The sequence below is a fragment of the Gordonia sp. SL306 genome, from assembly GCF_026625785.1.
Classification (GTDB): domain Bacteria; phylum Actinomycetota; class Actinomycetes; order Mycobacteriales; family Mycobacteriaceae; genus Gordonia.
Genome location: NZ_CP113063.1, coordinates 902,004 through 927,211 on the forward strand (window position 1 = coordinate 902,004; position 25,208 = coordinate 927,211).

General features: G+C 69.1%; 2 protein-coding genes. Both read right to left on the reverse strand.

The window, feature by feature from the left end; genetic code table 11:
• Positions 1-35 precede the first annotated feature (35 nt).
• Positions 36-278: an MbtH family protein gene (locus OVA31_RS04320; RefSeq protein WP_164308689.1), complete on the reverse strand. Its 243-nt coding sequence runs from the start codon at positions 276-278 to the stop codon at positions 36-38.
• Positions 275-25,201, reverse strand: coding sequence for a non-ribosomal peptide synthase/polyketide synthase (locus OVA31_RS04325; RefSeq protein ID WP_267629869.1), 24,927 nt, complete (start codon positions 25,199-25,201; stop codon positions 275-277). Before OVA31_RS04325 ends, OVA31_RS04320 begins: the two co-directional genes overlap by 4 nt.
• Between the last annotated feature and the right edge of the window lie 7 nt (positions 25,202-25,208).

Below are 25,208 nucleotides of genomic sequence, written 5' to 3' on the forward strand. Positions count from 1 at the left end.
TGTAAGCGTTATCGCTGCGACATTTCGCTGCGATCTCACTCCGACGCTGAGCCGCCCTGCGCAGCCTTGTCCGCCTCCATGGCGTCGATCAGGCTCTTCGGCCGCAGATCGGTCCAGTTCTGCTCGACGTACTCCAGGCACGCCGCACGGCTGTCCTCGCCGAAGACCTTGGTCCAGCCGGCCGGGATGTCGGCAAACGTCGGCCACAGCGAATGCTGGTTCTCCTCGTTCACCAGCACGAAGAATCGGCCGTTCTCGTCATCGAAGGGATTCGTCATAGTCGGTCCTTTCCACTCTCACCGGTCACGTACTCGTGACCATCATCGATAGTCAACCATTGGTTCAGTTCGGGCCCGATCACCTCCAGCGCCGAAGCGTTCGCCAGACCGAGGTGGTCGGCGTCGACATCGACATTTGCGATCGAACCGTTGACGTAGGGTTCCCAGCCGCGGGCGACCGCGCTCGGGTCCTCTTTGTCCCTGGTAGCCGTGAACACCAGTAGCGAACCGTCGAACAGTGCTGGTCGGAACTGTTCCACGAGTGCCTCCCCGGTGGCAAAACTGTCCATGACCCACTGCACCTGATCGGCGCTCAACAGGCCCATCGACGATATCTGCTGCCGGATGATCTCCGCGACGTCCTCGGCGGACTCGGCACGGACGTCCTCGCCCAGGTCGAAGAGGTCCCGCCACCCGCCCAGGAAGTCACCGACGAAATCTCCACCGAGTCGGACGCCTGCGGAATCCTCGTCTGATCCCGGTACCGGTGAGGAGTCCATCACGCCGAGGAATGCCACCTCCTCGCCCTCGGACTGCAGGGCGGTGGCCATCGCGTAGGCGACGTAACCGCCCAGCGACCATCCGAGCAGGTGATACGGCCCCTCCGGAGAGATCCGGCGGATCTCGGCGAGGTAGCGCTCGGCCATCTCCTCGATCGATTCGGCACTCGGCTCCCCTGCCACCGCGTGCGGGTCCTGGACGCCGTAGACGGGACGATCCCGGAGATAGGGCACGAAGCCGCCGTAGAACCATGCCAGCCCACCCGCCGGATGGATGCAGAACAACGGCGACCGGGAGCCCTGGACGTTCAGCGAGATGACCACGTCTCCACCGGTGCCCGCCCCGCCCCCGATCCGGGCCCCGAGACCGCGCGGGGTCGGATCGTTGAACAACCAGGCGAGCTCGACCTCGGCGCCCCCCTCACGAAGCCGTCCGACGACCTGGGTCGCCGACAGCGAGTTGCCGCCCAGGTCGAAGAAGCTGTGGAGCGCCCCGACCGCGTCCACGCCGAGGACGTCGGCGAACACACCGGCCACCAACCTCTCGTCGTCGGTCGCGGGCTCCACATACTGTTCGGCGTCGGTCCCGATCACCGGTTCCGGCAGCGCGCGCTTGTCGAGTTTGCCGACCGGCGTCAGTGGCAGCGAGTCGAGTACCGCGATGCTCGCGGGCACCATGTGCGAGGGCAGGCGACCTCCGACAAACTCACGCAGTGCCTGCACGTCGACCGCGGAGTCCGCGACGACATAGCCCGCGAGCGCGGTCGTCACCGAACCGCCCACACCCAGTACCACCGCCGATTCGACCGCGGGATGCGATGCGAGGACCGCCTCGATCTCACCCAGCTCGATGCGCAGCCCGCGCAGCTTCACCTGATCGTCGGAACGACCCGCGTACTCGACCACGACGTCACCGGTGTCGTCCCGCCGCCACCGCACCACGTCGCCGGTCCGATACATCCGCTCGCCCGCAGCCCCGAATGGGTTCGCGACGAATCGCTCGGCGGACAGCCCCGGTCTGTCGAGGTAGCCACGCGACAATGCGCGACCCACGGCGTACAGCTCGCCGGGGACCCCGACGGGGACGGGATGCAGTCGACTGTCGAGGACGAGCAGTTCCACCCCCGCGAGCGGCGGGCCCAGACGGACCGGCCGGCCGGCCGGCATCGCGGTGCTGAGGGTGATGCCGATCGTCGTCTCGGTCGGTCCGTAGAGATTGTGGACCGGTACATGTGGCGACCACGCCTCGACCAGCGACGGCGGCACCGCCTCACCGCCGGCCATCAGGCCCTCGAGGTCCGGCAGCCCGGCCGGGTCGAGGGTCGACAGCACGGTTGGCGTGAGGAACGTGTGGGTCGTGCGGTGCTCGCGCATGAAGTCCTGCAGTACCGGACCACCGACGGCATCACCCGGCCGGTAGGCGACCGTACCGCCGTTGACGGTCGCGAGCAGATACTCGAGCACCGATGCGTCGAAGCTCGGCGAGGCGAATCCCAGCACAACCGGGGCATCACCCACCGACAGTCGCGCCGACTCCTGCGCAGCGAAGTTGGCCAGCCCGGTATGGGTCACCGCGACGCCCTTCGGACGTCCGGTGGAGCCCGACGTGTAGATGACGTACGCGACGTTCTCCGGCCGGACCGGTCCGCCCTTCTCGTCCGCTCCGAGCCGATCGTCGCGCAGGCTCCCGATCTCGGCGCCGACCGCGTCGTCGTCGAGACGCACCCAGGCGAACCCCTGGTCCGGCAGGTCGCCGGTGGCGATGGTCAGTCCCAGGATCGCGCCGGAGTCCTCGACCATGGTGGCCACCCGCTCGGCCGGATAGCCCGGGTCGATCGGCACATAGCCTCCGCCGGTCTTGGCGACCGCCCAGATCGCGGTGAGCAGTTCCGCCGAACGTCCGATCGCCAGCGCCACCAGGGACTCGACCCCGATCCCGCGCGAGATCAGCCATCGCGCAAACCGATTGGACCGACGATCGAGCTGGTCGTAGGTCAGAGACGTGCCGGAGCCGTCGACCACCGCGACCCGATCCGGATGCCGGGCGGCCACGTCGGCGAACATCTCGGCCAGCAGTCGTGGCTCGGTGCCGACGCCGCCGGCGACGGGCGCCAGGGCTCGTCCGTCGACGGCACCGACGAGCGGGATGTCGGCGGTGAGAGTGTCCGGTCGGGTCGCGACGGTACGCAAGATCTGCACGAGCGCATCGATGAAGACCTGGATCTGACTCTCGTCGAACGCCGCGGGCAGATACTTGAGGGTGAGCGAGATCCGTTCCCCGGGGACCGGTGACGTGGACATGTTCAGCGGATAGTGCGTCGCGTCGGTGCCCTCGAAGTCCTGGATCTCGAGGCCACCGGTCAGTGCCGCATCGGTGGTGGACAGTGAATCGGTGTCGACCGGATACGACTCGTGCACTGTCAACGTGTCGAACAGGGCCCCACCGACTCCGGACAGCGCCGTCAGCTCCGGCAGCACCAGATGCTGATGGTCGAGCACCGATACCTTCGCCTCCTGCAAACGGCCCAGCACGTCCGAGATGGGCGCAGCCGGGTCCACATCCACCACGGCGGGCAGCGTGTTGATGAAGAGCCCGACCATCGACTCCACCCCCTCGAGGTCGGCTGGCCGCCCCGAGACCGTCTCGGCAAAGGTCACCACCTGGTTGCCGGTCAGCCGCGACAGCAACACCGCCCACGCGAACTGCAGCACCGTCGCCACCGTGGCGCCCTCGGCCCGCCCCACCGCCTCGATGCCCGCGGTCAGTTCGGCATCCAGGATCGTCGAACGGTCCTGCGGCAACGATTCCGCCGTGGCCTCGACGCCCGGCGCGACCAGGGTCGGTCCCTCCAGCGGGGCCAGCACCGCACGCCAGGCGGTCAGCCCGGCAGTCCGGTCGACCTGGGCGAGCCGCCTCAGATGGTCCGCGAAATCTCCGCTTTCCCTGCCGATCTGGCCGGTGTAGGTGACACCGCCGGCGTAGAGCGCCAGCAGGTCGGCGAGCACCAACGGACCCGACCATCCATCGATCAGGATGTGGTGATTGGTGACCACCAGGTGTGCGGCGTCGCCACGGCGAACCAGAGCGAACCGCATCAGCGGGGGCGACTCGAGGTCGAACGGTACCGAGCGCTGCGTGTCCGCGATCTGTCTGATCGCCTCGTCGAGAGGTCCGTCGGCATCCACGTCGTCGAGGTCGATGACCTGCCAGGGCAGGTCGACCGACTCCGGGATCACCGCGACGACGGCTCCGCTGCCGGTGCGGACGAATCCGGACCGCAGCGCACGATGGTGCGCGAACAGGGCCTCGGCCGCACCCTGCAGGCGGGAGACGTCGATCGTGCCGCCCAGCTTCAGGATCGACTGCACCACATACACGTCCACCGACTTTTCGGTGCCGTCGTGTCCGGCGATCTCCGACTCGAAGTGGAGTCCGCGCTGCAGCGGCGCCAGTGGCCAGATGTCGGCGCGGGGGTACCGCAGGGCGATGGCGTCCAGGTCGTCCTGCGTGACCCCGGTACCCGGCACATCCGACGGCGACGGTCCCGGATCACCCTCGTGCACCGACTCGACCACGGCCGCCAGTTCGGTCGACCACCGCTGGGCGAGGTCGGCGGCGTCCTCGGCCGACACGATCCCCTGCACGAACAGGAAGTCCGCCACGAGTTCACGGCCCTCATCGGCGGTCCCGGCGCCGGGAGTGCGCGATCGGGCGGCCTGCGTGCCCACGTTCACGGTCAGCACGTTCATGGCCGTCATCGCCCCGCTGACCGACGCCGGCAGCGACGGCGCATCCGCATCGACCATGAACGGGAGGTCGATCCCGTCTCGGGCGCCGCGGGTGCCTGCGCCGAAGAAGTTGAAGCCGATCGACGGCAGGGCGCACCCGCTCAGTCGCGGATCGCCACCGAAGCGCAACAGCCCGAATCCGATCCCGCGGTCGGGTTGACTCAGCCTCTCCTCCTTGGCCGCCTTCACCGCGTGCACGATGCTGCCGGACGGGTCGACCGTCATCGGTGTGATCGCGGTGAACCAGCCCACCGTCCGCGACAGATCCGCGGTCCGCGGGTCCGAGCCCCGCTCCACGACCTCCTCGTAACGGCCGTGTCCCTCCATGAGCACCGACACCGCCGCGTCGTCCGCGATGTACCGCGACCGCTGCCAGGATCGGACCGCTCGCGCCAACGCCGCCACCAGGGCATCGTTCACATGGCCGCCGAACGCCTCCGGTACCGTCGTGAGCAACGCCTCCGTCACCGCCGAATCGATCCGCACACGTTCCGCGGCAACCGAATCGAAACGATCCCGGGTGCGGTCCAGCGGCGCCCCGAAGCTGGTCGGTTCCCGGTCCACCCGGGCCAGCCAATGCTCAATCTCGACCTCGCGGTCGGCGACCTGTGCACCGAGCGCCGCGTGCCACGCGCGGGCCGAGGTGACCTCGGCCCGAACCGACGGTTCCTGACCTGCCTGCAGCCGGCTCCAGACGGTCACCACGTCCTCGATGAGGATCGGCCACGACACCGCGTCGACGGCGAGATGGTGGATCGCCAACACCACGCGTGCGCCGCCGTCACCCTTGACCAGAATCGCGGACACCAACTGTCCGACAGCAGGATTCAACTGTTTCAGCGCGACCGCATGCGCCGCGTGCAGTGCCCGGTCGAACTCGGCCGAGGGTACCGCGACGTCGGCGCTCGTCTCGGCGACCACACATCCCCGACCGTCACCGGACGTGGCGACCCACCCAACGTCGTCGAGGACGAGACGTGCCGACATCGCCGGATGCGCCGCCACCACCGTCTGCAGCACCCGGCGCAGGCCGGTGACGTCGAGTCCATCCGGCGCCACCAGCACGACCGACTGCGAGAAGTCGGCGAAATCCTCTGCGGAGTCCGATAACTCGAGCATCCACGACGCGACCGGCCCGATCACCGTCTCGCGGCCGTCACCCGCAGGCTCCTCCAGGAGCGCCAGTTCCTCGCCGCCGGCGGCCACGGCGCGCGCCATCGCCCGTACCGACTTGTGTTCGAACACATCTCGCGGCGACACCACCACACCGGCCGCACGGGCCGCCGACGACACCTGGATCGCCAGGATCGAATCCCCGCCGAGCGCGAAGAACGATTCGACGACGCTCACCCGGTCGAGGCCGAGCACACCGGCCACGACCTGCGCGAGGGTCTCCTCCACCGACGACTCGGGCGCCACGTAGTCCTCACCGCCGCCGGCGATCTCCGGCATCGGCAGGGCGCGCCGGTCCAGCTTGCCGTTGGCTGTCAGCGGCAGATGACCGATCGGGACGATCAGCGCGGGCACCATGTACCCGGGAACCGCGCGTGCCACGGTGTCACGCACCGACTGCGGGTCCGGTGCCACATCGGGCTCGGCAACCACATAGCCGATGAGCTGTTCACCACGACCGGGCAGGTCGACGACGCCGGCGGCGGCCGCGGTCACACCGTCGACTCCGAGCAGGGCCGCCTCGATCTCGCCGAACTCGATCCGGAATCCGCGCAGCTGCACCTGCGCGTCGCCGCGTCCCAGGTACTCGATGTCGTCACCCACGCGGCGAGCCAGGTCGCCGGTCCGGTACATCCTGTCGCCGTCGTGACCGAACGGGCTCGCGACGAACCGCGTCGTTGACAGGCCGGGACGGCCCAGATACCCCTGCGCCAGCTGGCCGCCGGTGACATACATCTCGCCGACCACGCCGGGCGGTACGGGATGCAGGCGCTCGTCGAGGATGTGGATGGCGAGCGAATGCAGGGGGCGACCGATCAGCGAGGCGTCGCCCGCGGCGACCAGCGCACGGTCCAGTGGGCGGAAGCTGACATGCACGGTGGTCTCGGTGATCCCGTACATGTTCACCAGCTGCGGGGAGTCGCCGGGGTGGTCGTCGAACCATCGGCGCACCTGATCGAAACTCAGTGCCTCGCCGCCGAACACGAGATAACGCAGCGGGAGATCCACGGTGTTGCGGCGGCGCGCGTCGATCAGTTGATAGAAGGCCGACGGCGTCTGACTCAGGATCGTGACACCCTCGTCTGCCAGCAGCTCGACGAACGCGGCGGGATCTCGGGCGAGCTCGCGGTCGACGATGACCAGCCGACCACCCGACAGGAACGGCCCCCAGAGTTCCCAGACCGAGAAGTCGAACGCGTAGGAATGGAACATCGTCCACACGTCGGAGGGCTGGAATTCGAAATCGCCTGCCGCGGTGTCCATCAGGGTCACCACGTCCCGATGGGTGATCTCCACCCCCTTCGGCAGCCCCGTCGACCCGGAGGTGTAGATCACGTACGCCCGCGCCGACGGCGGGATCACGACCGGCGGAACGGCCTGTGCGGCACCCTCGGCGACGAGATCGGCCACATGCACCGTCGCCACGTCCGCAGGCAGCACCGTGAACAGGTCATGTCCCGCGGTGGCCGCATCCGTGATCACGGTGCCCACCGCGGCATCCGAGACGATGAACGCCAGGCGCTCGGCGGGATTCGTCGTGTCGAGCGGTAGGTACGCCGCCCCCACCTTGAGCACACCCAGCACGGCGGATACCAGATCCACCGTGCGCGCGGTGGCCACCCCGACCAGATCGCCGACCCCGACACCACGGGCACCGAGCGCGGCGGCGACCGCGTCCGAACGCGTCTGCAGCGCCTCGTACGAGAGGGTGACCCCGTTCGCCGTGACCGCCTGTCGCCCACCGTGTGCGTCCACGGTCGACCCGAACAGTTCGACGAGCGAGCGACGGGTGTTGACGGTGTCGACGACGGGTGCCGGCAGCGCCGACAACTCGGCGACCTCGGAGGCCGACACGATGGTGACGTCACCGACCGGCCGGTCGACCGAGTCGATGCACCCGGCGAGGACGCGCACGAACCGGTCAGCCATCGTCTCGATGGTCGATCGATCGAAGAGGTCGGTGGCGTAGACGATCTGGGCGGGCCAGGCCTGATCCGACGAGTCGGCTGCGATACCGAAGGTCAGGTCGACCTTGGCCGGGGTTTCGGGGGCCTCCACCGGCGAGATCGTGAGGCCTGCGACCGTGGTCGGGCCGACGCCGGCCGCGAGCTCCGGCAGGGACGCCTGGTGGAAGGTCAGGAGGATCTGAGTCAGCGGCGCGAACGCCTCCGACCGGACGGGGTCCAGATGGTCCACCAACGCCTCGAACGGGACATCCGCATGGGCGAAGGCGTCGAGATCGGTCACCCGGACCTGGTCCAGGATCTCGGCGAACGACATCGTCGCGTCGATCTGGGTGCGCAGCACGAGGGTGTTGACGAACATGCCGACCAACGCGTCGAGCTCACGCCGGCCGCGACCCGCGATCGGGGTGCCGACCGCGATGTCGTCGGTTGCCGACAGCCTCGCCAGCAACACCGACAACCCGGCGTGCACCACCATGAACGGGGTCACGCCGAACTCCGTGGCCACCGTTGCTATCCGTTCGACCACCTCGGCGGGAACACGGAACGGGACCTGGTCGCCCCGTTGGCTCGCGACCACCGGGCGTGGGCGATCCGACGGCAGCTCGAGGACGTCGGGCACCCCGGACAGCTGCTTGGACCAGTACGAGAGCTGTTGCGCCACCACGGAGTCGGCATCGCCCGCCGCGCCGAGTACCTCATGCTGCCAGATCGCGAAGTCCGCGAACTGCACCGCGAGCGGCGCGAATTCGGGCGCAACGCCTGCCGAGCGCGCCGCGTATGCCGCCATCACGTCGCCGATCAACGGCGCCATCGACTCGCCGTCGGCCGCGATGTGGTGGGCCACCAGCGCGAACAGCCACTCGTCGCCGCCCACGTGCCACAGCCGCGCACGCAGGGGCCAGTGCGCGGTCACGTCGAAGCCGGCGGTCACGTCCGCCTCGAGCGCCGCGGCGGAGTCGACGATCTCCCAGTCCAGCTGTTCGGCGATGTGGTCGACGGACGCGATCTCCTGGATCGGCGACCCGTCCACCGACGGGAACGTGGTGCGCAGCACCTCGTGTCGCGCCACCACGTCGACGAGCGCCGAGCGCAGCGCCGCGACGTCCAGCGCACCTGCCAGCCGCAAGACCACCGGCACGTTGTAGGTCGACGCCGAGGGATCGAACTGATTGATGAACCACATGCGCGACTGCGCGAACGACAACGGCACCCGTTCGGGACGCGGGACGGCTGCCGTGACCGGTGCCAGCCCCAGCCCCCGACCGTCCAGGGACCTGGCCAGTGCACGGACCGACGGCGCCTCGAAGACGTCGCGGACGGACACGTCGACTCCGGACACGTCCGAGACGCGAGCGGCCACCCGGGTTGCGGAGAGCGAGTTGCCGCCGAGCTCGAAGAAACTCTCCACGACGCTGACCGGCCCGATCCCCAGCACGTCGGCGAACACCCGCGCCACCGACTCCTCGGCCCCGGTGGCAGCAGCCACGAACTCACGCCCGCTGTCGGCCTCCGGCTCGGGCAGAGCACGTTTGTCCAGCTTGCCGACCGGCGTCAACGGCAGTGCATCGAGCACCGTCAGACTCGACGGCACCATGTGCGACGGCAGGCGCTGCCCCACAAAGGCCCGCAGCTCGCCGGCGTCGACGTGATCCCGGAGTACGACATAACCGGCCAGAGCGGTGGCCACCGACCCGCCGACGCCGATCACGACCGCCGATTCGACCGCGGGGTGGGAGGCGAGGACCGCCTCGATCTCTCCCAACTCGATGCGCAGACCGCGGAGCTTCACCTGATCATCGCTGCGGCCCAGATAGTCGAGCACGAGCGCATCGGAACCGTCGCGTCGCCAACGCACGACATCGCCGGTGCGGTACAACCGCTCACCCTCGACGCCGAAGGGGTTCGCGACGAACCGTTCCGAGGTCAGGCCGGACCGGCCAACGTACGCGCGGGCGAGTACCCCACCGGCGACGTACAACTCACCTGCGACACCCACCGGCACCGCGTGCAGCCGTGAATCCAGTACCAGGAGGGCGACTCCGGGGATGGGCCCACCGAGGGTCGTCGGCACGCCGGGGCGCATCGCGTCACTCATCGCGACGACGATGGTCGTCTCGGTGGGGCCGTACATGTCGTGGAACCCGACCAGCGATCCCCAGCGATCGACCATCCCCGGCGGTACCGCCTCGCCACCGGCCGCCAGCACCCGCAGATCCGGCAGCCCCTCGGGTTCCAGGGTGGCCAGCACCGTCGGTGTCAGGAACGCGTGCGTCACCCGCTGCGTACGCATGAAGTCGGCCAGCGGTTCCCCGCCGAGCGCCTCCTCGGGACGATAGACGAGCGTCGCACCCGCACCGACGGCCATCAGCCATTCCAGGACCGAGGCGTCGAAGCTCGGTGAGGCGAAACCCAGCACCCGTGACTGATCGGTGACGCCGAAGCGGTCGACCTCGGTCAGCGCGAAGTTCTCCAGTGTGCGGGCGGTGAGTTGCACACCCTTCGGTGTGCCGGTGGAACCCGACGTGTAGATCACGTAGGCGACGGCGTCCAGGTGTGGCGTGCCGATCAGTTCGTGCTCGGCCACCGGATCCGGACTCAGCTCATCGATCGCCGCCCGGGTCTCCGCGGAATCCATGGTGGCCCAGTCGACCATGGTTCCCAGGGCAGCCCGGTGACGCTCGGCGGTGAGGCCCACCCGGGCACCGGAGTCGGCCAGCATGTGCTCGATGCGCTCGATGGGATAGGCCGGGTCGATCGGCAGATGGCCGGCGCCGGTCTTGGCCACCGCCCAGATCGCGGTCAGCAGCTCGACCGACCGGCCAAGGGCCAGAGCCACCAGCGATTCGACGCCGACACCTTGCGAGATCAGCCATCGGGCAACCTGATTGGATCGGGCGTCGAGGGCGTCGTAGGTCAGCGCCGCCCCCGTCGCGTCGACCACCGCGACACGGTCGTGATGGTTCTCGACGACATCGGCGAACATCGCACCGAGCAGCCGGGGTGGCGCGGCGGGTCCACCGCTGACCGGCACCAAGTCGGCCACCTCACCCGCCGTGAGCAGATCGATGTCGCCGACCGCGATGCCGGGATCGTCCACCATCGACTCGACGATCCGCAGCAACGACGTCAGGAAGCCACGAACCGTCGACTCGTCGAAGAGCGAGCGCGCGTAGACGCCGTCGACGGTCATCGGCGCCCCCGCCGTCCGCCCGGTCACCGCCACCGACAACTCGAACTTGGCCACCTGACCCGCCGATTCGAGTGGTTCCGCGCGCAGTCCCGCCGTCTCGAGGGCCGCCGTTGCCGGATCGGCGTCGACGTGGGTGTACGCGATCTGCGCGAGGGGCGGGAAGGCCGTCGACCTGGTCGGCGCGATCTCGTCGATGAGCTCTTCGAACTGCACGTCGGCGTTGGCGAACGCGTCGAGATCGTCGCCGCGCACCTTCGCGACGAGGTCGGTGACCGTCTCGGCCGGAGCCACCGCGGTGCGCAGTACCAGCGTGTTCACGAACATGCCGACCAGATCATCGAGCGCCGCATCCGTACGGCCGGCGATCGGCGTACCGATCACCACGTCGTCGGTCGAGGCCAGTCGTGCGATCAGGATCGCCAGTGCCACATGCATTGCCATGAACGGGGTGACGCCCTCGGCACGTGCGAACTCTTCCACCCGGCGGGCCAGTTCGTCGTCGACGGGCATCGACACCACACCGGCCGCGGTCTGCATCACCGCCGGGCGCGGTCGATCCATCGGCAGATCGGTCACCGACGGCAAGGCCCTGAGGTGCTCACGCCAGTAGCCGAGCTGCTGTGCCATTCGGCTCGACTGGTCGTCGACATCGCCGAGCATCTTCCGTTGCCACAGTGCGTAATCGGCATACTGCACCGCAAGGGGAGGCGCGGCGGGGACGGATCCGTCGACCCGTACGAGATACGCGGACAGCAGGTCGCGGACGAACACTGCGGTCGACGATCCGTCGAAAGCGATGTGATGAGCGGTCAGCACCACGTCGTAGGTGTGGTCGCCGGAACGGCGCACGCACCCACGGATCGGCAGATCGACGGTCACGTCGAAGCCCTTCGCCGCCGAGGCCGCCACCTCCCCTTCGTCGTCCACCACACGCCAATCGAGCACATCGCGGGCTCGATCGGCGGCGAGGACGCGCTGGACGGGTCCGTCGCCGTCGAGCGGGTAGAGGGTGCGCAACACCTCGTGGCGTTCGATCACGTCGCCCAGCGCGCCCACCAGATCGTCGAGGTCGAGATCACCGGTCAGCCGCAGCGCCATCGGGATGTTGTACGCGGGCGACGCGGGGTCGAACCGGTTGATGAACCACATCCGCGACTGCGCCATCGACAGCGGCAGCCGATCCGGCCGCCGGGCCGCCACCAAGGGCGCCACGGTCTGTGCACGGCCGGCCACCCCCTCGATCAGCGCCCGCACCGACGGGAACTCGAAGAGGTCACGTACCGAGACGTCGACACCCAGGTCGTCGGCCACACGCGCGGCGACACGCATCGCCGACAGCGAGTTCCCGCCGACCTCGAAGAAGGATTCGGTCACACCGACCCGCTCCACGCCGAGCACCTCACCGAACACCTCGGCCACCATCACCTCGGCCTCGGTGTCCGGTGCCACGTACTCGCCGAGCTCGAACACCGGGGCTGGCAACGCCTTCCGGTTGAGTTTGCCGGAGCTGTTGAGTTCGATGTCATCGAGGAGCATCCACACCGTCGGCCGCATGTACTCCGGCAACGCCTCCGCGACAACCGTCTTCACCGCGGCCTCGTCCACCGACGCGGGCGCCACATACGCGACGAGATGGTGGCCGCCGATGGGTGCGTCGACCACCGCACACGCCGCGTGCACCACGCCGGGTGCCGAGGCGATCACCGACTCGATCTCGCCGAGTTCGATGCGCTGCCCACGCAGCTTCACCTGGAAATCGGTGCGGCCCAAATACTCGATCTCGCCGCGGGGATTCCAACGGACGAGGTCGCCGGTGCGGTACAACCGCTCACCGTGTCGGCCGAAGGGATCGGCCACGAACCGTTCTGCGGTGAGCGCGGGGCGTGAGGAGTAGCCGCGCGCCAGCTGCACGCCACCCAGATACAGTTCACCCGGCACGCCCTGCGGGACCGGACGCAGCCGCGAGTCCAGCACGTACGTCGACGTGTTCCACTCCGGCCTACCGATCGTGATCTCGTCGGCGCCGGTCACGTCGACGGCTGTCACGTCGACCGTGGCCTCCGTCGGACCGTAGAGGTTCACGATCTGCACACCCGGGAGTGCGCGGTGCGCGTGGCTCGCCACCGAGACGGGCAGCGCCTCTCCCGAGGTGAGCAGCCAGCGCAGTGTCCCGAGCACGTCCAACTTCTCGGCCGGGACGACGTCCAGGAAGACCGACAGCATCGACGGCACGAAATGGACCGACGTCACGCGTTCGTGCGCGATGAGATCGGCGATGTAGACCGGTTCCAGGTGGCCGCCGGCGCGTGCCACGATCGTCGTGGCCCCGGTCATCACGGGAGCGAACAACTCCGGCACCGACACGTCGAAGGTGACCGGCGTCTTCAGCATCACCCGCTCGGCAGCGGTCCATTCGAAGATGTCCAGGCACCACCGCATCCGGTTCATCAGCGCGCGGTGCGACACGGTCACGCCCTTCGGGCGGCCGGTCGATCCTGAGGTGAACAGAGTGTATGCGGCATCATCGGAACGCAAGGGCGCCAGCCGATCCGCGTCGGTCACGATCGGTACCGACCGGTCGACCTCATCCGACGCGTCCACCTCGATCGTCCGAACGCCGTCGACCGTCGCGGCGACGACGGCTCGTCCGGCACCGACGACGAGCACCCGGACGTGGGCGGTGTCGATCATGTACTCCACGCGGTCGACCGGGGTGTCGGGATCGATCGGGACGTACTGCGCGCCTGCGGCCAGGACGGCATTCACCGCGACGACCATCTCCACCGAACGATCCAGCGAGACCCCGACGGCCACACCCGGTCCTACGCCTGCGGCAATGAGCTCGCGGGCCAGCACCGCGATCCGCGCACCGAACTCGGCGTAGGACACTGTCCTGCTCCCGAACACCAGCGCGGCCGCGTCGGGTGTGCGGAGAGCCTGCGCGGCAACGGCATCCGGCACCAGGTCGGCGAGCACATCGACGACCGGCCCCAGCGACCAGCTCTCCACGACGGCGCGCTCGTCGGTGGACATCAAATCCACATCGCCGACCGAGGCGGCCGGGCTCGCGACCAGTTCCGTCAGCACCGACACGAACCGGTCGGCCATGATCTCGACGGTCGGGTGGTCGAACAGATCCGTCGCATAGACGATCGAGCATGCCCAGTCGCCGTCGGTCGCCGAACTCACCGTCACCGACATGTCGAGCTGTGCGGCAACCCACGACGGCTCTATCGACTGGACCGACAGACCACCGACCGACAACTCGGCCGACTCCGCCGACGCGGCCGGATCGAAGGACAGCATGACCTGTGCCAGCGGCGCGAATGCCTCCGAACGCGTTGGATTGAGCGCCTCGACGACGGTCTCGAACGGGACATCCGCATGTGCGAAGGCATCGAGATCTGTCTGTCGGACGTCGTCGAGCAGTGCAGCGAACGTCGTCGCGCTGTCGACCCGGCTCCGCAGGACCAGAGTGTTCACGAACATCCCGACGAGCGGGTCGAGCGCCGCCTGGCCACGCCCCGCGACAGGGGTCGCGATGGTGATGTCGTCGGTGGCCGAGAGCCGCGCCAGCAGGACCGCGAGACCGGCGTGCACCACCATGAACGGCGTGACCCCAAATGCCGTGGCCACGACGCGGATCTGCCGGCCGAGTTCGACGGGCAGACCGAACCGGACGCGTGCGCCACGATGCGACGCGACAGCCGGACGTTCCCGGTCCGCCGGGAGTTCGAGCACGTCAGGTGCGTCGACGAGTTGATCCCGCCAGTACGACAGTTGCCTGCCGATCACCGTGTCCGGGGCATCCGGCGACCCCAGCACGCTGTGCTGCCAGATCGCGAAGTCCGCGAATTGGACTGCCAGCGGCGCGAAGTCCGGTTCCCGGCCCGCTGCCCGTGCGACGTACGCGGATACGACATCGGTCACCAGCGGCAGCATCGACTCGCCGTCCGATGCGATGTGATGTGCGATCACGGCGAGCAGGTACTCATCGTCGGACACCATGAGCAGCCGTACCCGCAGCGGCCACTCGGCGGTCACGTCGAAGCCGGTCGTCATCGCCGTCTCCACGTCGGCCTGCCTGCCCACCACGGCCCAGTCCAGCCGTTCGGCCACCTGGTCGGCGGGATCGACCATCTGCACCGGCAGACCGTCGACGGCCGGGAAGGTCGTCCGGAGCACCTCGTGGCGCTCGACGGTGTCGACCACCGCGGCGCGCAGGGCATCCACGTCGAGGGCACCCGACAGGCGGAGAACCGCCGGGATGTTGTACGTCGCGGTGCCGGGCTCGTACCGGTTGATGAACCACATGCGGGTCTGCGCGAACGACAACGGGATCGGCGCCGGTCGCGGGGTGACCGCCACGAGGGGCGCCAGACCCGCGCCACGCGACGAGACCGCGGCCGCCAGGCCACGGACTGTCGGGGCGTCGAAGATGTCACGCACCGACACCGCGGCACCGAACTCGTCGGCCACCCGCGCCGCCACCCGCATCGCCGACAACGAGTTGCCGCCGACGGCGAAGAAGGACTCGGTCACGCTGACCTGCGCCACCCCGAGTACCGACGCGACGATCGCCGCGACGGATTCCTCGGCATCGGTGGCCGGGGCGACGTACTCCGCGGTCTCGAAGACCGGGGCGGGCAACGCCCGCCGGTCCAGCTTGCCCGCGCTGTTGAGGGCGATGTCGTCGAGCAGCATCCACACCGAGGGACGCATGTACTCGGGCAACGCCTCGGCGACCGCCGCCCTGACCGCACCCTCGTCGACCGTGGACGGCGCGACATATCCGACGAGATGCTGTCCACCGCCGTCGGTCTCGACGACCGTGCAAGCCACGTGCACCACTCCGGGCGCCGAGGCGATGACCGACTCGATCTCACCCAGCTCGATGCGCTGCCCACGCAACTTGACCTGAAAATCGGTGCGCCCCAGGTACTCGATCCCTCCAGTGTGGCTCCACCGGACGAGATCACCGGTCCGATACAACCGCGATCCCGCTGCCGCAGACCCGGCTGCACCGAAGGGGTCGGCCACGAAACGCTCGGCCGTCAGTCCCGGCCGCGACTCGTAACCGCGCGCCACCTGGACACCACCGAGGTAGAGCTCACCCGGGACGCCGGGCGGCACCATCCGCAGGCGGGCATCGAGGACCAGCGTCGACGTGTTCCATACCGGCACACCGATGGGCACCACGTCGGGCGCGTCGGTCACGTCCACGTACGCCACCTCCACGGCGGCCTCGGTCGGACCGAACAGGTTCACTATCGCGACCTGCCCGAGCAGCTGGTGGGCGTGCGCGACGACCGGCGGCGGCAGCGCCTCACCCGAGCAGAACAACCACCGCAACGAGTCCAGTGCGGTGATCTTCGTGGCGGGCACGACATCCAAGAACACCGAGAGCATCGACGGCACGAAATGTACCGACGTCGCGCGCTCTCGGGCGATGAGATCGGCGATGTACATCGGGTCCGCATGCCCGCCCGGACGCGCCACGATGATGGTCGCACCCGCCATCACCGGGGCGAACAACTCCGGCACCGACACGTCGAAGGTGAACGGCGTCTTCAACACCACCCGGTCGCCGGTCGACCACGGATACTGATCCAGGCCCCACCAAAGCCGATTCACCACCGAGCGGTGCGAGACCGTGACGCCCTTCGGACGGCCGGTCGACCCCGAGGTGAACAGCGTGTAGACCGCGTCGTCGGCGCGCAACGGGGCCAACCGATCCGCATCCGTCACCGGCGCGACCGACAGGTCGACGGCACCCGAGGCGTTCACCTCGATCACGGTGGTGCCCGTGCCCAGCGCGTCCACCGACGCGGGCGCACCATCGCCACCGACCAGGACCACCCCGACGCCCGCGGTGTCGACCATGTACTGCACGCGATCCGCCGGGATCGCGGGATCGATCGGCACGTAATGCCCGCCCGCCGCGACGACGGCATGGATCGCGACCACCAGCTCCACCGATCGGTCCAGCGAGACCCCCACGGCCACACCGGGAGCCACGCCTGCCGCGATCAGCTCGCGCGCCAGCACCGATACCCGCGCACCGAATTCCGTATACGTGAGTGCGCGGCCGTCGAAGACGAGTGCGGTCTCGTCGGGTGTCCGAAGGATCTGCGCGGCAACGGCATCGGCCACCGAACCAACCGGGACGCGGACGTCGGCGCCGACCGACCAACCGGCGATCACCGCCCGGTCCTCGTCGGTCAGCAGGGGCACGTCGGCGACGAGCGTCCCAGGCGCAGCGGCAGCGGCACGCAGGATCTCGACCACGGCGTCCGCGAACACGCGGATCTGGTCGTCGGCGAAGGCATCCGGCAGGTACTTGATGGTGATCGACAACCGGTCGCCCATCGGCGAGGTGATCATGTTCAACGGGTAATGCGTCGAATCGCTGACCACGGCCTCCCGGATGTCGAGGCCGCCGGTGAGAGCGGCGTCGCTGGTCGAGAGCGACTCGGTGTCGACCGGATACGACTCGTGCACGGTCAGTGTGTCGAAGGAGCCCGCAGCATCTGTCAGGGCCATCAGTTCCGGCAGCCCCAGGTGCTGATGGTCGAGAACCGACACCTTCGCCGCCTGCAGGCGCGCCAGCACCTCCGAGATCCGGGCCGACGGGTCGACGTCGACCACCGCAGGCAAGGTGTTGATGAACAGCCCGACCATCGACTCGACACCCTCGAGGTCGGCCGGACGGCCCGACACCGTCTCGCCGAAGGTGACCACCCGGTTGCCGGTCAGCCGGGACACCAGCACCGCCCACGCGAACTGCAGAACCGTCGCCACGGTCGCGCCCTGCGCCCGCGCGAGCGCCTCGACGGCAACGGTCAACTCGGCATCGACCACCACGACGTGGTTCCGCGGCAACGACTCCCGGGTCGCCACGCTGCCCGGTGCCACCAGCGTCGGGCCCTCGACCGGCGCCAGGACCGCACGCCACGCTGCAAGCCCGGCGTCGTCGTCAATGCCTGCGACGTGTTTCAGGTAATCCTCGAAGTCGCCGCCGCCCGTGCCGATCCGGCCGGTGTAGGTGGCGCCCGAGGCGTACAGCGCCAGCAGGTCGGCGAGCACCAGCGGACCGGACCAGCCGTCGAACAGGATGTGATGGTTCGTGATGACGACACTCACGCCGTCGGCATCGCGGGCGAGCACGACACGCAACAGCGGCGGCCTCGACAGATCGAACGGCTCGACCCGCTCCCCCGCGGTGATCTCGTCGACCCGGACCTTCCGCTCGGCATCGTCGATCGCACCCAGGTCGACCGTGCGCCAGGGCACCCGGACCTCGTCGGGTACCACCGCGACAACCGCACCACCATCGGTCTGCACGAAGCCCGACCGCAACACGCGATGATGGGCCACCAGGCTCTCCACCGCTGCCCGCAGACGTGACTCGTCGACATCGCCGCCCAGTCGCAGGACCGCCTGGCTCACGTACACGTCGACGTCGTCGGTGCCCGCACCCGAGGAGAGAGCGGACTGGAGGTAGAGCCCCTTCTGCAGGGCGGACAGGGGCCATACCGGTGCACCGGGGTGACGCTCGGCGAGGGTGTCCAGGTCGGCCTGTGTCACACCGGAACCCGAGACGTCCGACGGCGACAGCCCGGGATTCTCACCACGCGTGACCACATCGACGATGGCGGCCAGCTCGGCCGACCACCGGTCGGCGAGATCCTCGACATCCGCCGCGGACAAGATCCCACCGGCGAACAGGAAATCCGCCGACAGTTCACGGCCGCGAGGCGTGAGCTGCGTCCCGACGTTCACGGTGATGGTGTTCATCGCGGTCATGCCGCCGGCCACCGACGACGGCAGGGCCGGAGCATCGGTGTCGACCATGAACGGGACCGCCACCGTGCCGGCGTCCGCGCCGCGCCCGCCGGCACCGAAGAAATTGAATCCGATCGACGGCAGCGGTCGTCCGGCCAATCGCTCGTCCCCGCCGAATCGGAGCGACCCGAACCCGATTCCGTGATCGGGCTGGGCGAGCCGCTCCTCCTTGGCCGCCTTCACCGCGTGCACCACGTCGTCGGCCGGGTCCACGAGCATCGGGGCGATCGAGGTGAACCATCCCACCGTCCGTGACAGATCCGCGGTCCGCGGGTCGGCACCGTGCGCGAGCACGTCCTCGTACCGGCCGTGCCCTTCGACCAGCACGCCGACCGGCGCGGAGTCCGAGATCCCCCGCGCTCGTTGCCAGGAGCGCACCGCACGCGCCAGGCCCGCCAGCAGCGCATCGTTCACATGACCGGAGAACGCCTCCGGGACCACCGTCACCAACGCCTCGGTGACCGCCGCATCGACTCGGTGCGACACCGATCCCACCGTCGAGAATCGGTCGCGCGCAGGGTCGATGGCAGCGCCGAGGTCGGTCGGGTCACCCGACCGCGACAACCAGTGGCCGACCTCGGCGCGACGATCGGATCGCCGGTGCGCCAGCGCCGCGTGCCATGCACGCGCCGAGGTGACCTCCGGCCGCACCGTCAACTCGTCGCCGGACACCAGCTGTCCCCACACCGTGATCACGTCTTCGATCAGCACCGGCCACGACACCGCGTCCACGCCGAGATGGTGGATGGCCACCACCACCCGCGCACCGTCGGCGCCCGCCACCAGCACAGTCGAGACCAGCACGCCGTTCGACGGATCCATCCGCCCCAGGGCCTCCGCATGCGCCGAGCGCACCGCGTCGGCGAACTCCGGTGTCCCGGTCGCCGCGGGCGTCGTGACCTCGGCGACCACCGGAGGATGACCGACTCCCGCGGTCTGGCACCACCGGCCCCCGGTGAACACCAGGCGGGAGGACAACATCGGGTGCGCATCGACGACCGTGCCGAGCACCGCACTGAGCACGGCGGCGTCCAACGCATCCGGCGCCACCAGCACCACCGACTGCGAGAAGTCGGCGAAATCCTCAGGCGTGCCTGCCGACTCCAGCATCCAGGACACCACCGGCGACAGTTCCACCTCGCCGGTGGCGCCGCCGGCCGGTTCGTCGATCATGGGCACCCGGTCGCCACCGGCCGCGAGCGCGCGGGCCATCGCACGCACGGATTTGTGTTCGAACACCTCTCTCGGTGACACCGACAACCCGGCCGCGCGGGCCGCCGACGACAGCTGGATCGACAGGATCGAATCACCGCCGAGCGCGAAGAACGACTCGACGACGCTCACCCGATCGACGCCGAGAACCCCCGCCACGATCGCGGCCAGCGTCTCCTCCACCGACGACGACGGCGGGACGTGGTCGGCGGTGTCGGTGGCGACCACCGGTGCGGGCAGGGCGCGCTTGTCCAGCTTTCCTGCCGGGGTCAGCGGCAGGGCGTCGAGCACCGTGATGCTCGACGGCACCATGTGGGGCGGCAGGCGTTCGGCGACATGATCGCGCAGCGATGCGACGTCGACCGCCCGATGGGCGACCACATAGCCCGCCAGCGCCGTCGCCACCGAGCCGCCGAGACCGACCACCACAGCCGACGAGACGCCCGGATGAGACTCCAGGACAGCCTCGATCTCCCCCAGTTCGATGCGCAACCCGCGCAGCTTCACCTGGTCGTCGCTGCGCCCCACGTACTCGAGCACCAGCTCGTCCGCCTCGGTGCGGCGCCACCGGACGACATCGCCGGTGCGATACATCCGATCGCCCCGGTCGCCGAACGGATTCGCCACGAATCGTTCCGACGTCAACGACGGGCGCCGCAGATACCCGCGGGCGAGCGCCACACCGGTCACATACAGGTCACCGGGCACTCCGACGGGGACGGGGTGCAGCCTGCCGTCGAGCACCAGCAGCCCCACACCGTCGATCGGGCCACCGATGTGGACGGGCGAGCCGGGTGTGAGCGCGCGACTCATCGCCACGGCGATCGAGGCCTCGGTCGGACCGTAGGCGTTGAAGAAGGACGGCCCTGCCGACCACCGGTCGACCAGGGTCTGCGACACCGCCTCACCACCGGACATCAGGACGCGGAGGTCCGGCACCGACTCCGGCTCGAGGGTCGCGAGCACCGTGGGGGTCAGGAACACGTGGGACAGTCTCTGGTCGCGGATCAGCGCCGCCAGCATGTCGCCGCCGAGCACGCTGTCCGGCCGGTACACAAAGGTCGCGCCGGACGTCGACGCGAGCAGCCATTCCAGGATCGACGCATCGAAACTGGGAGAGGCGAATCCGAGAACCCGAGACGATGCGGCGACGCCGAACCGGGCGACCTCCGCGACCGCGAAGTTGTGGATTCCCCGATAGGTCACCGACACCCCCTTCGGGGTGCCCGTCGAACCCGACGTGTAGATCACATAGGCGATGGCGTCGAGCCGCGGTGCGGCAAGCAACTCGTCGACCCGCAGCGGCGCGTCGTCGAATGCGCCGATCTCCCCGGATCCGATGTCCTCCACCGGGCTCCACCGCACCTCCGTCGGCAACGCCGACCGCAGCCGCGTGGTCGTCAGTCCGGTCCGCACCTGCGAGTCGGCGAGCATGTGCTCGATCCGCTCGGCGGGATAGTCCGGATCGATCGGCAGGTAGCCCGCACCGGTCTTGGCCACCGCCCACATCGCCGTCAGAAGTTCGACCGATCTCCCGATTGCCAGCGCGACAAGGGATTCGGTGCCGATCCCCTGCGCGATCAGCCATCGCGCCAGCCGGTTGGAGCGGGCATCCAGCTCGGCATAGGTCAATTCGGCCCCGTGCCCGTCGGACACCGCGAGGTGATCCGGGTGCGCTCGGGCGATCTCGTCGAACACCTCGGCCAGCAGCCGCGGGGCCGCCACCGCGCCGCCGGTGACCGGAAGCAGCGCCGAGGCCTCGTCGTCGGCGAGCAGAGAGGTGTCACCGATGGGCAGAGCGGGATCGAGGGTCAGCTGGTCGAGCAGCCGGACCAGTTGTGCGGCCATGTGCTCGGCGGTCGGGGCGTCGAACAGGTCGACCGCATAGATCAGCGAGCCGTGCCACCTGTCACCGCCGTCCGTGATGCCGACGGTGAGATCGACCTTCGCCGGAACACCCTCGACAGCTATCGAACTCACTTCCAGGCCCGCGACGTCCTCGGTGAGGACGCCACCCTGGGCGAACTCCGCGAGCACCGACTGGTCGAAGGACAGCAGGACCTGTGTGAGGGGGGCGAACGCCTCCGACCGCACCGGTTGCAGATGCTCCACCACCGTCTCGAAGGGCACATCCGCGTTCGCGAACGCCTCGAGATCGGTGAGCCGCACCTGATCCAGCACGTCGACGAACGACATGGCCGCGCCGACGCGCGTCCGCAGCACCAGCGTGTTGACGAACATCCCCACCAGTGGGTCCAGCACCCGCTGACCGCGACCCGCGATCGGCGTGCCCACCGCGATGTCGTCGGTCGCCGACAACCGGCCCAGCAACACCGCCAGCCCTGCGTGCACCACCATGAACGGCGTCACGCCGCGCTCGCGTGCCAGCACCGAGATCCGGTCGACCACCCAGGTGGGCACCTCGAACGAGACCTCCGCGCCACGCTGCGACGCGACCACCGGACGAGGCCTGTCCACGGGGAGTTCGAGGACGTCGGGGACCCCGGCGAGTTGCGTCGACCAGTAGGCGAGCTGACGTCCGACCACCGAATCGGCATCGTCGGCAGAACCCAGCACCTTGTGCTGCCAGATCGCGAAGTCCGCGAATTGCACGTCGAGGGGCGCGAACTCGGGCTCGGCTCCCGACACCCGCGCCGAGTAGGCCGCGACCACATCGGCAACCAGTGGCCCCATCGACTCACCGTCGGCGGCGATGTGGTGAGCCACGAGGCCGAACACGTACTCGTCTGCCGAGGTGCGCCACAGCCGTGCCCGTAGCGGCCACTGCGACGTCACGTCGAAGCCGGCCGCTATCGCGGCCTGCAGTTCGTCGCCCGAATCGACCACTGCCCAGTCCAGTCGTTCGGCGACCGCCTCGGCCGGATCGACCACCTGCACCGGAACGCCCTGCCGAGCGGGGAACGTCGTGCGCAGCACCTCATGTCGGATCACCACGTCCGTCAGGGCGGCCCGCAGCGCATCCACGTTCAGAGCGCCCGCCAGACGCAGCAGCACCGGGATGTTGTACGTCGACGCCGACGGATCGAACTGGTTGATGAACCACATCCGCAGCTGCGCGAACGACACCGGCACGTCGTCCGGCCTCGGCTGCACGGGCGTGACGGGCGCGAGCGCGACGCCACGCCCGCCGACCACGTCGGCGAGGCCGCGCACCGACGGCATGTCGAACACATCGCGCACCGTCAGATCCACGTTGAAGGCCTCACCTGCGCGCCCGACGATGCGGGCCGCGGCCAGGGAGTTGCCGCCGAGGTCGAACACCGAGTCGGCGACGCTGACCCGTTCGAGTCCGAGCACGTCCCCGACGATCTCGGCGAGGATCTTCTCGGTCTCGGTGCCGGGTGCGACATACTCGGCCACCGTGAGGATCTCGGGTTCGGGCAATGCCCGGCGATCCAGTTTTCCGTTCACCGTGAGCGGCAGCTGATCGATCAGCATCACCACGTCGGGCACCATGTAACTCGGCAACGCGCCTGCCGCTGCGATGCGGATCTCGGATGCGGCCACGTCGGTGTCGGCCTCGAGCACCACGTAACCCACCAGGAGTTCGTCGCCGTTGTCACGCTGCCGGACCGCCACCGCGGCCGCGTCGACCCCGTGGGTGGCCAGCAGCGCCGACTCCACCTCGCCGAGCTCGATGCGGAAGCCGCGCAGTTTCACCTGCGCATCCGACCGACCGAGGTACTCCAGGGTCCCGTCTCGCCGGATCGCGAGGTCGCCGCTGCGATACATACGCGTTCCGTTGCCGGCGAACGGATCGGCGACGAATCGTCCCGACGTCAGCCCTGGCCGACCGAGGTAGCCCCGCGTCACCTGCGTGCCACTGACATAGATTTCGCCCGGGACTCCGTCGGGCACCGGACGGAGTCGGTCGTCGAGCACATGGATCGTCAACTCGGGCAGGCCTTCACCCACATCCGAGCCCTTGGCGGACGCGACGAAGCCGGGGTCCAGTGCCCGGAACGTGGAGTGCACCGTGGTCTCGGTGATCCCGTACATGTTCACCAATACGGGGCCAACGGCCCCCTGCGCCTCGAGCCGGTCCTCGTACCACCGGCGCACCTGCGTGAAATCCAGGGCCTCACCGGCGAACACCATGTACCGCACACTCGCGGGCAACCGGTTGCGCGACGACGGCCGTACGGCCGCGGCCAGCTGGTAGTACGCCGACGGCGTCTGCGAGACCACCGTGACCGACTCCGTGTCGAGCAGCTCCGCGAACTCGTCCGGACTACGGGTGGTCAGGAAGTCCACCACCACCAACCGTCCGCCGAACAGCAGCGGTCCCCACATCTCGAATACCGACACGTCGAACGCATACGAGTGGAACATCGTCCACACGTCGGCCTCGGTGAACCCGTAGTGCCGCTGAGCAGCCGACATCAACGCGATCACGCTACGGTGTTCCACCACCACCCCTTTGGGGCGACCGGTGGAGCCCGACGTGAAGATCAGGTATGCGGCTTGCCTAGGGTCGATCGACGCGGGGAGCGAGTCGGTCCCCGACGCGCCTGCCGCCATGAGTTCGTCGACGGTGCTGCGCTCGACGTCGAGGAAGCCGAGTGTGTCCCGTCCGTCGCGGTCGGTGATGATCAGCGACGGTGCGGCGTCCGCGACGACGAACGAAAGACGCTCGGCCGGATGTGACGTGTCCAGGGGCAGATAAGCCGCGCCGGACTTCAGAATGCCGAGGATCGCGACCATCACCTCGACGGTCCGTGGGGTGGCCAGTCCGACGACACCCCCTTCCTCGACCCCGGCGGCGAGCAGCCCGGCGGCGACGGCATCCGACCGCTGGTCGAGCTCGCGATAGGTCAGCGCAGCGCCGTCGAGATCCGTCACCGCCACGTGCTCGGGGAACCGGTGGACCGCCGAGCGGAAGATCCCCGGCAAGGATCCCCAGTCCGACGTCCCGGCCACCGCGCAGGCGCGCCCGCGGATCTCCTCGAGCGCAACCTGTGTCGCGGTGGCGATCCCCGCCGGGTCGAGACCGTCGCGAGGGATCAGTGCGGTCACGATTGCGCTCACCGCGGCCTCGGTGTCGAGGCCCCGGGCGGCGAACACCGCCGCGGTCGCACTCACACGCGTGTTCAGATCGGCGAAGGTGGTGCCCCCACCGGCATCCGACAACGCGACGGTCTCCGGCTCGATCTGCGCAGCAATGGTGATCAGGTCTCGCGTCGGCGGACGCCGTCCCCATCCCGTAGAAATGTCCACCGCGTCCACACCGCTC

Bases quoted from the DNA above. Each gene is read 5' to 3' on its own strand.
- OVA31_RS04320 (WP_164308689.1), bottom strand. From the start codon at position 278: ATGACGAATCCCTTCGATGACGAGAACGGCCGATTCTTCGTGCTGGTG.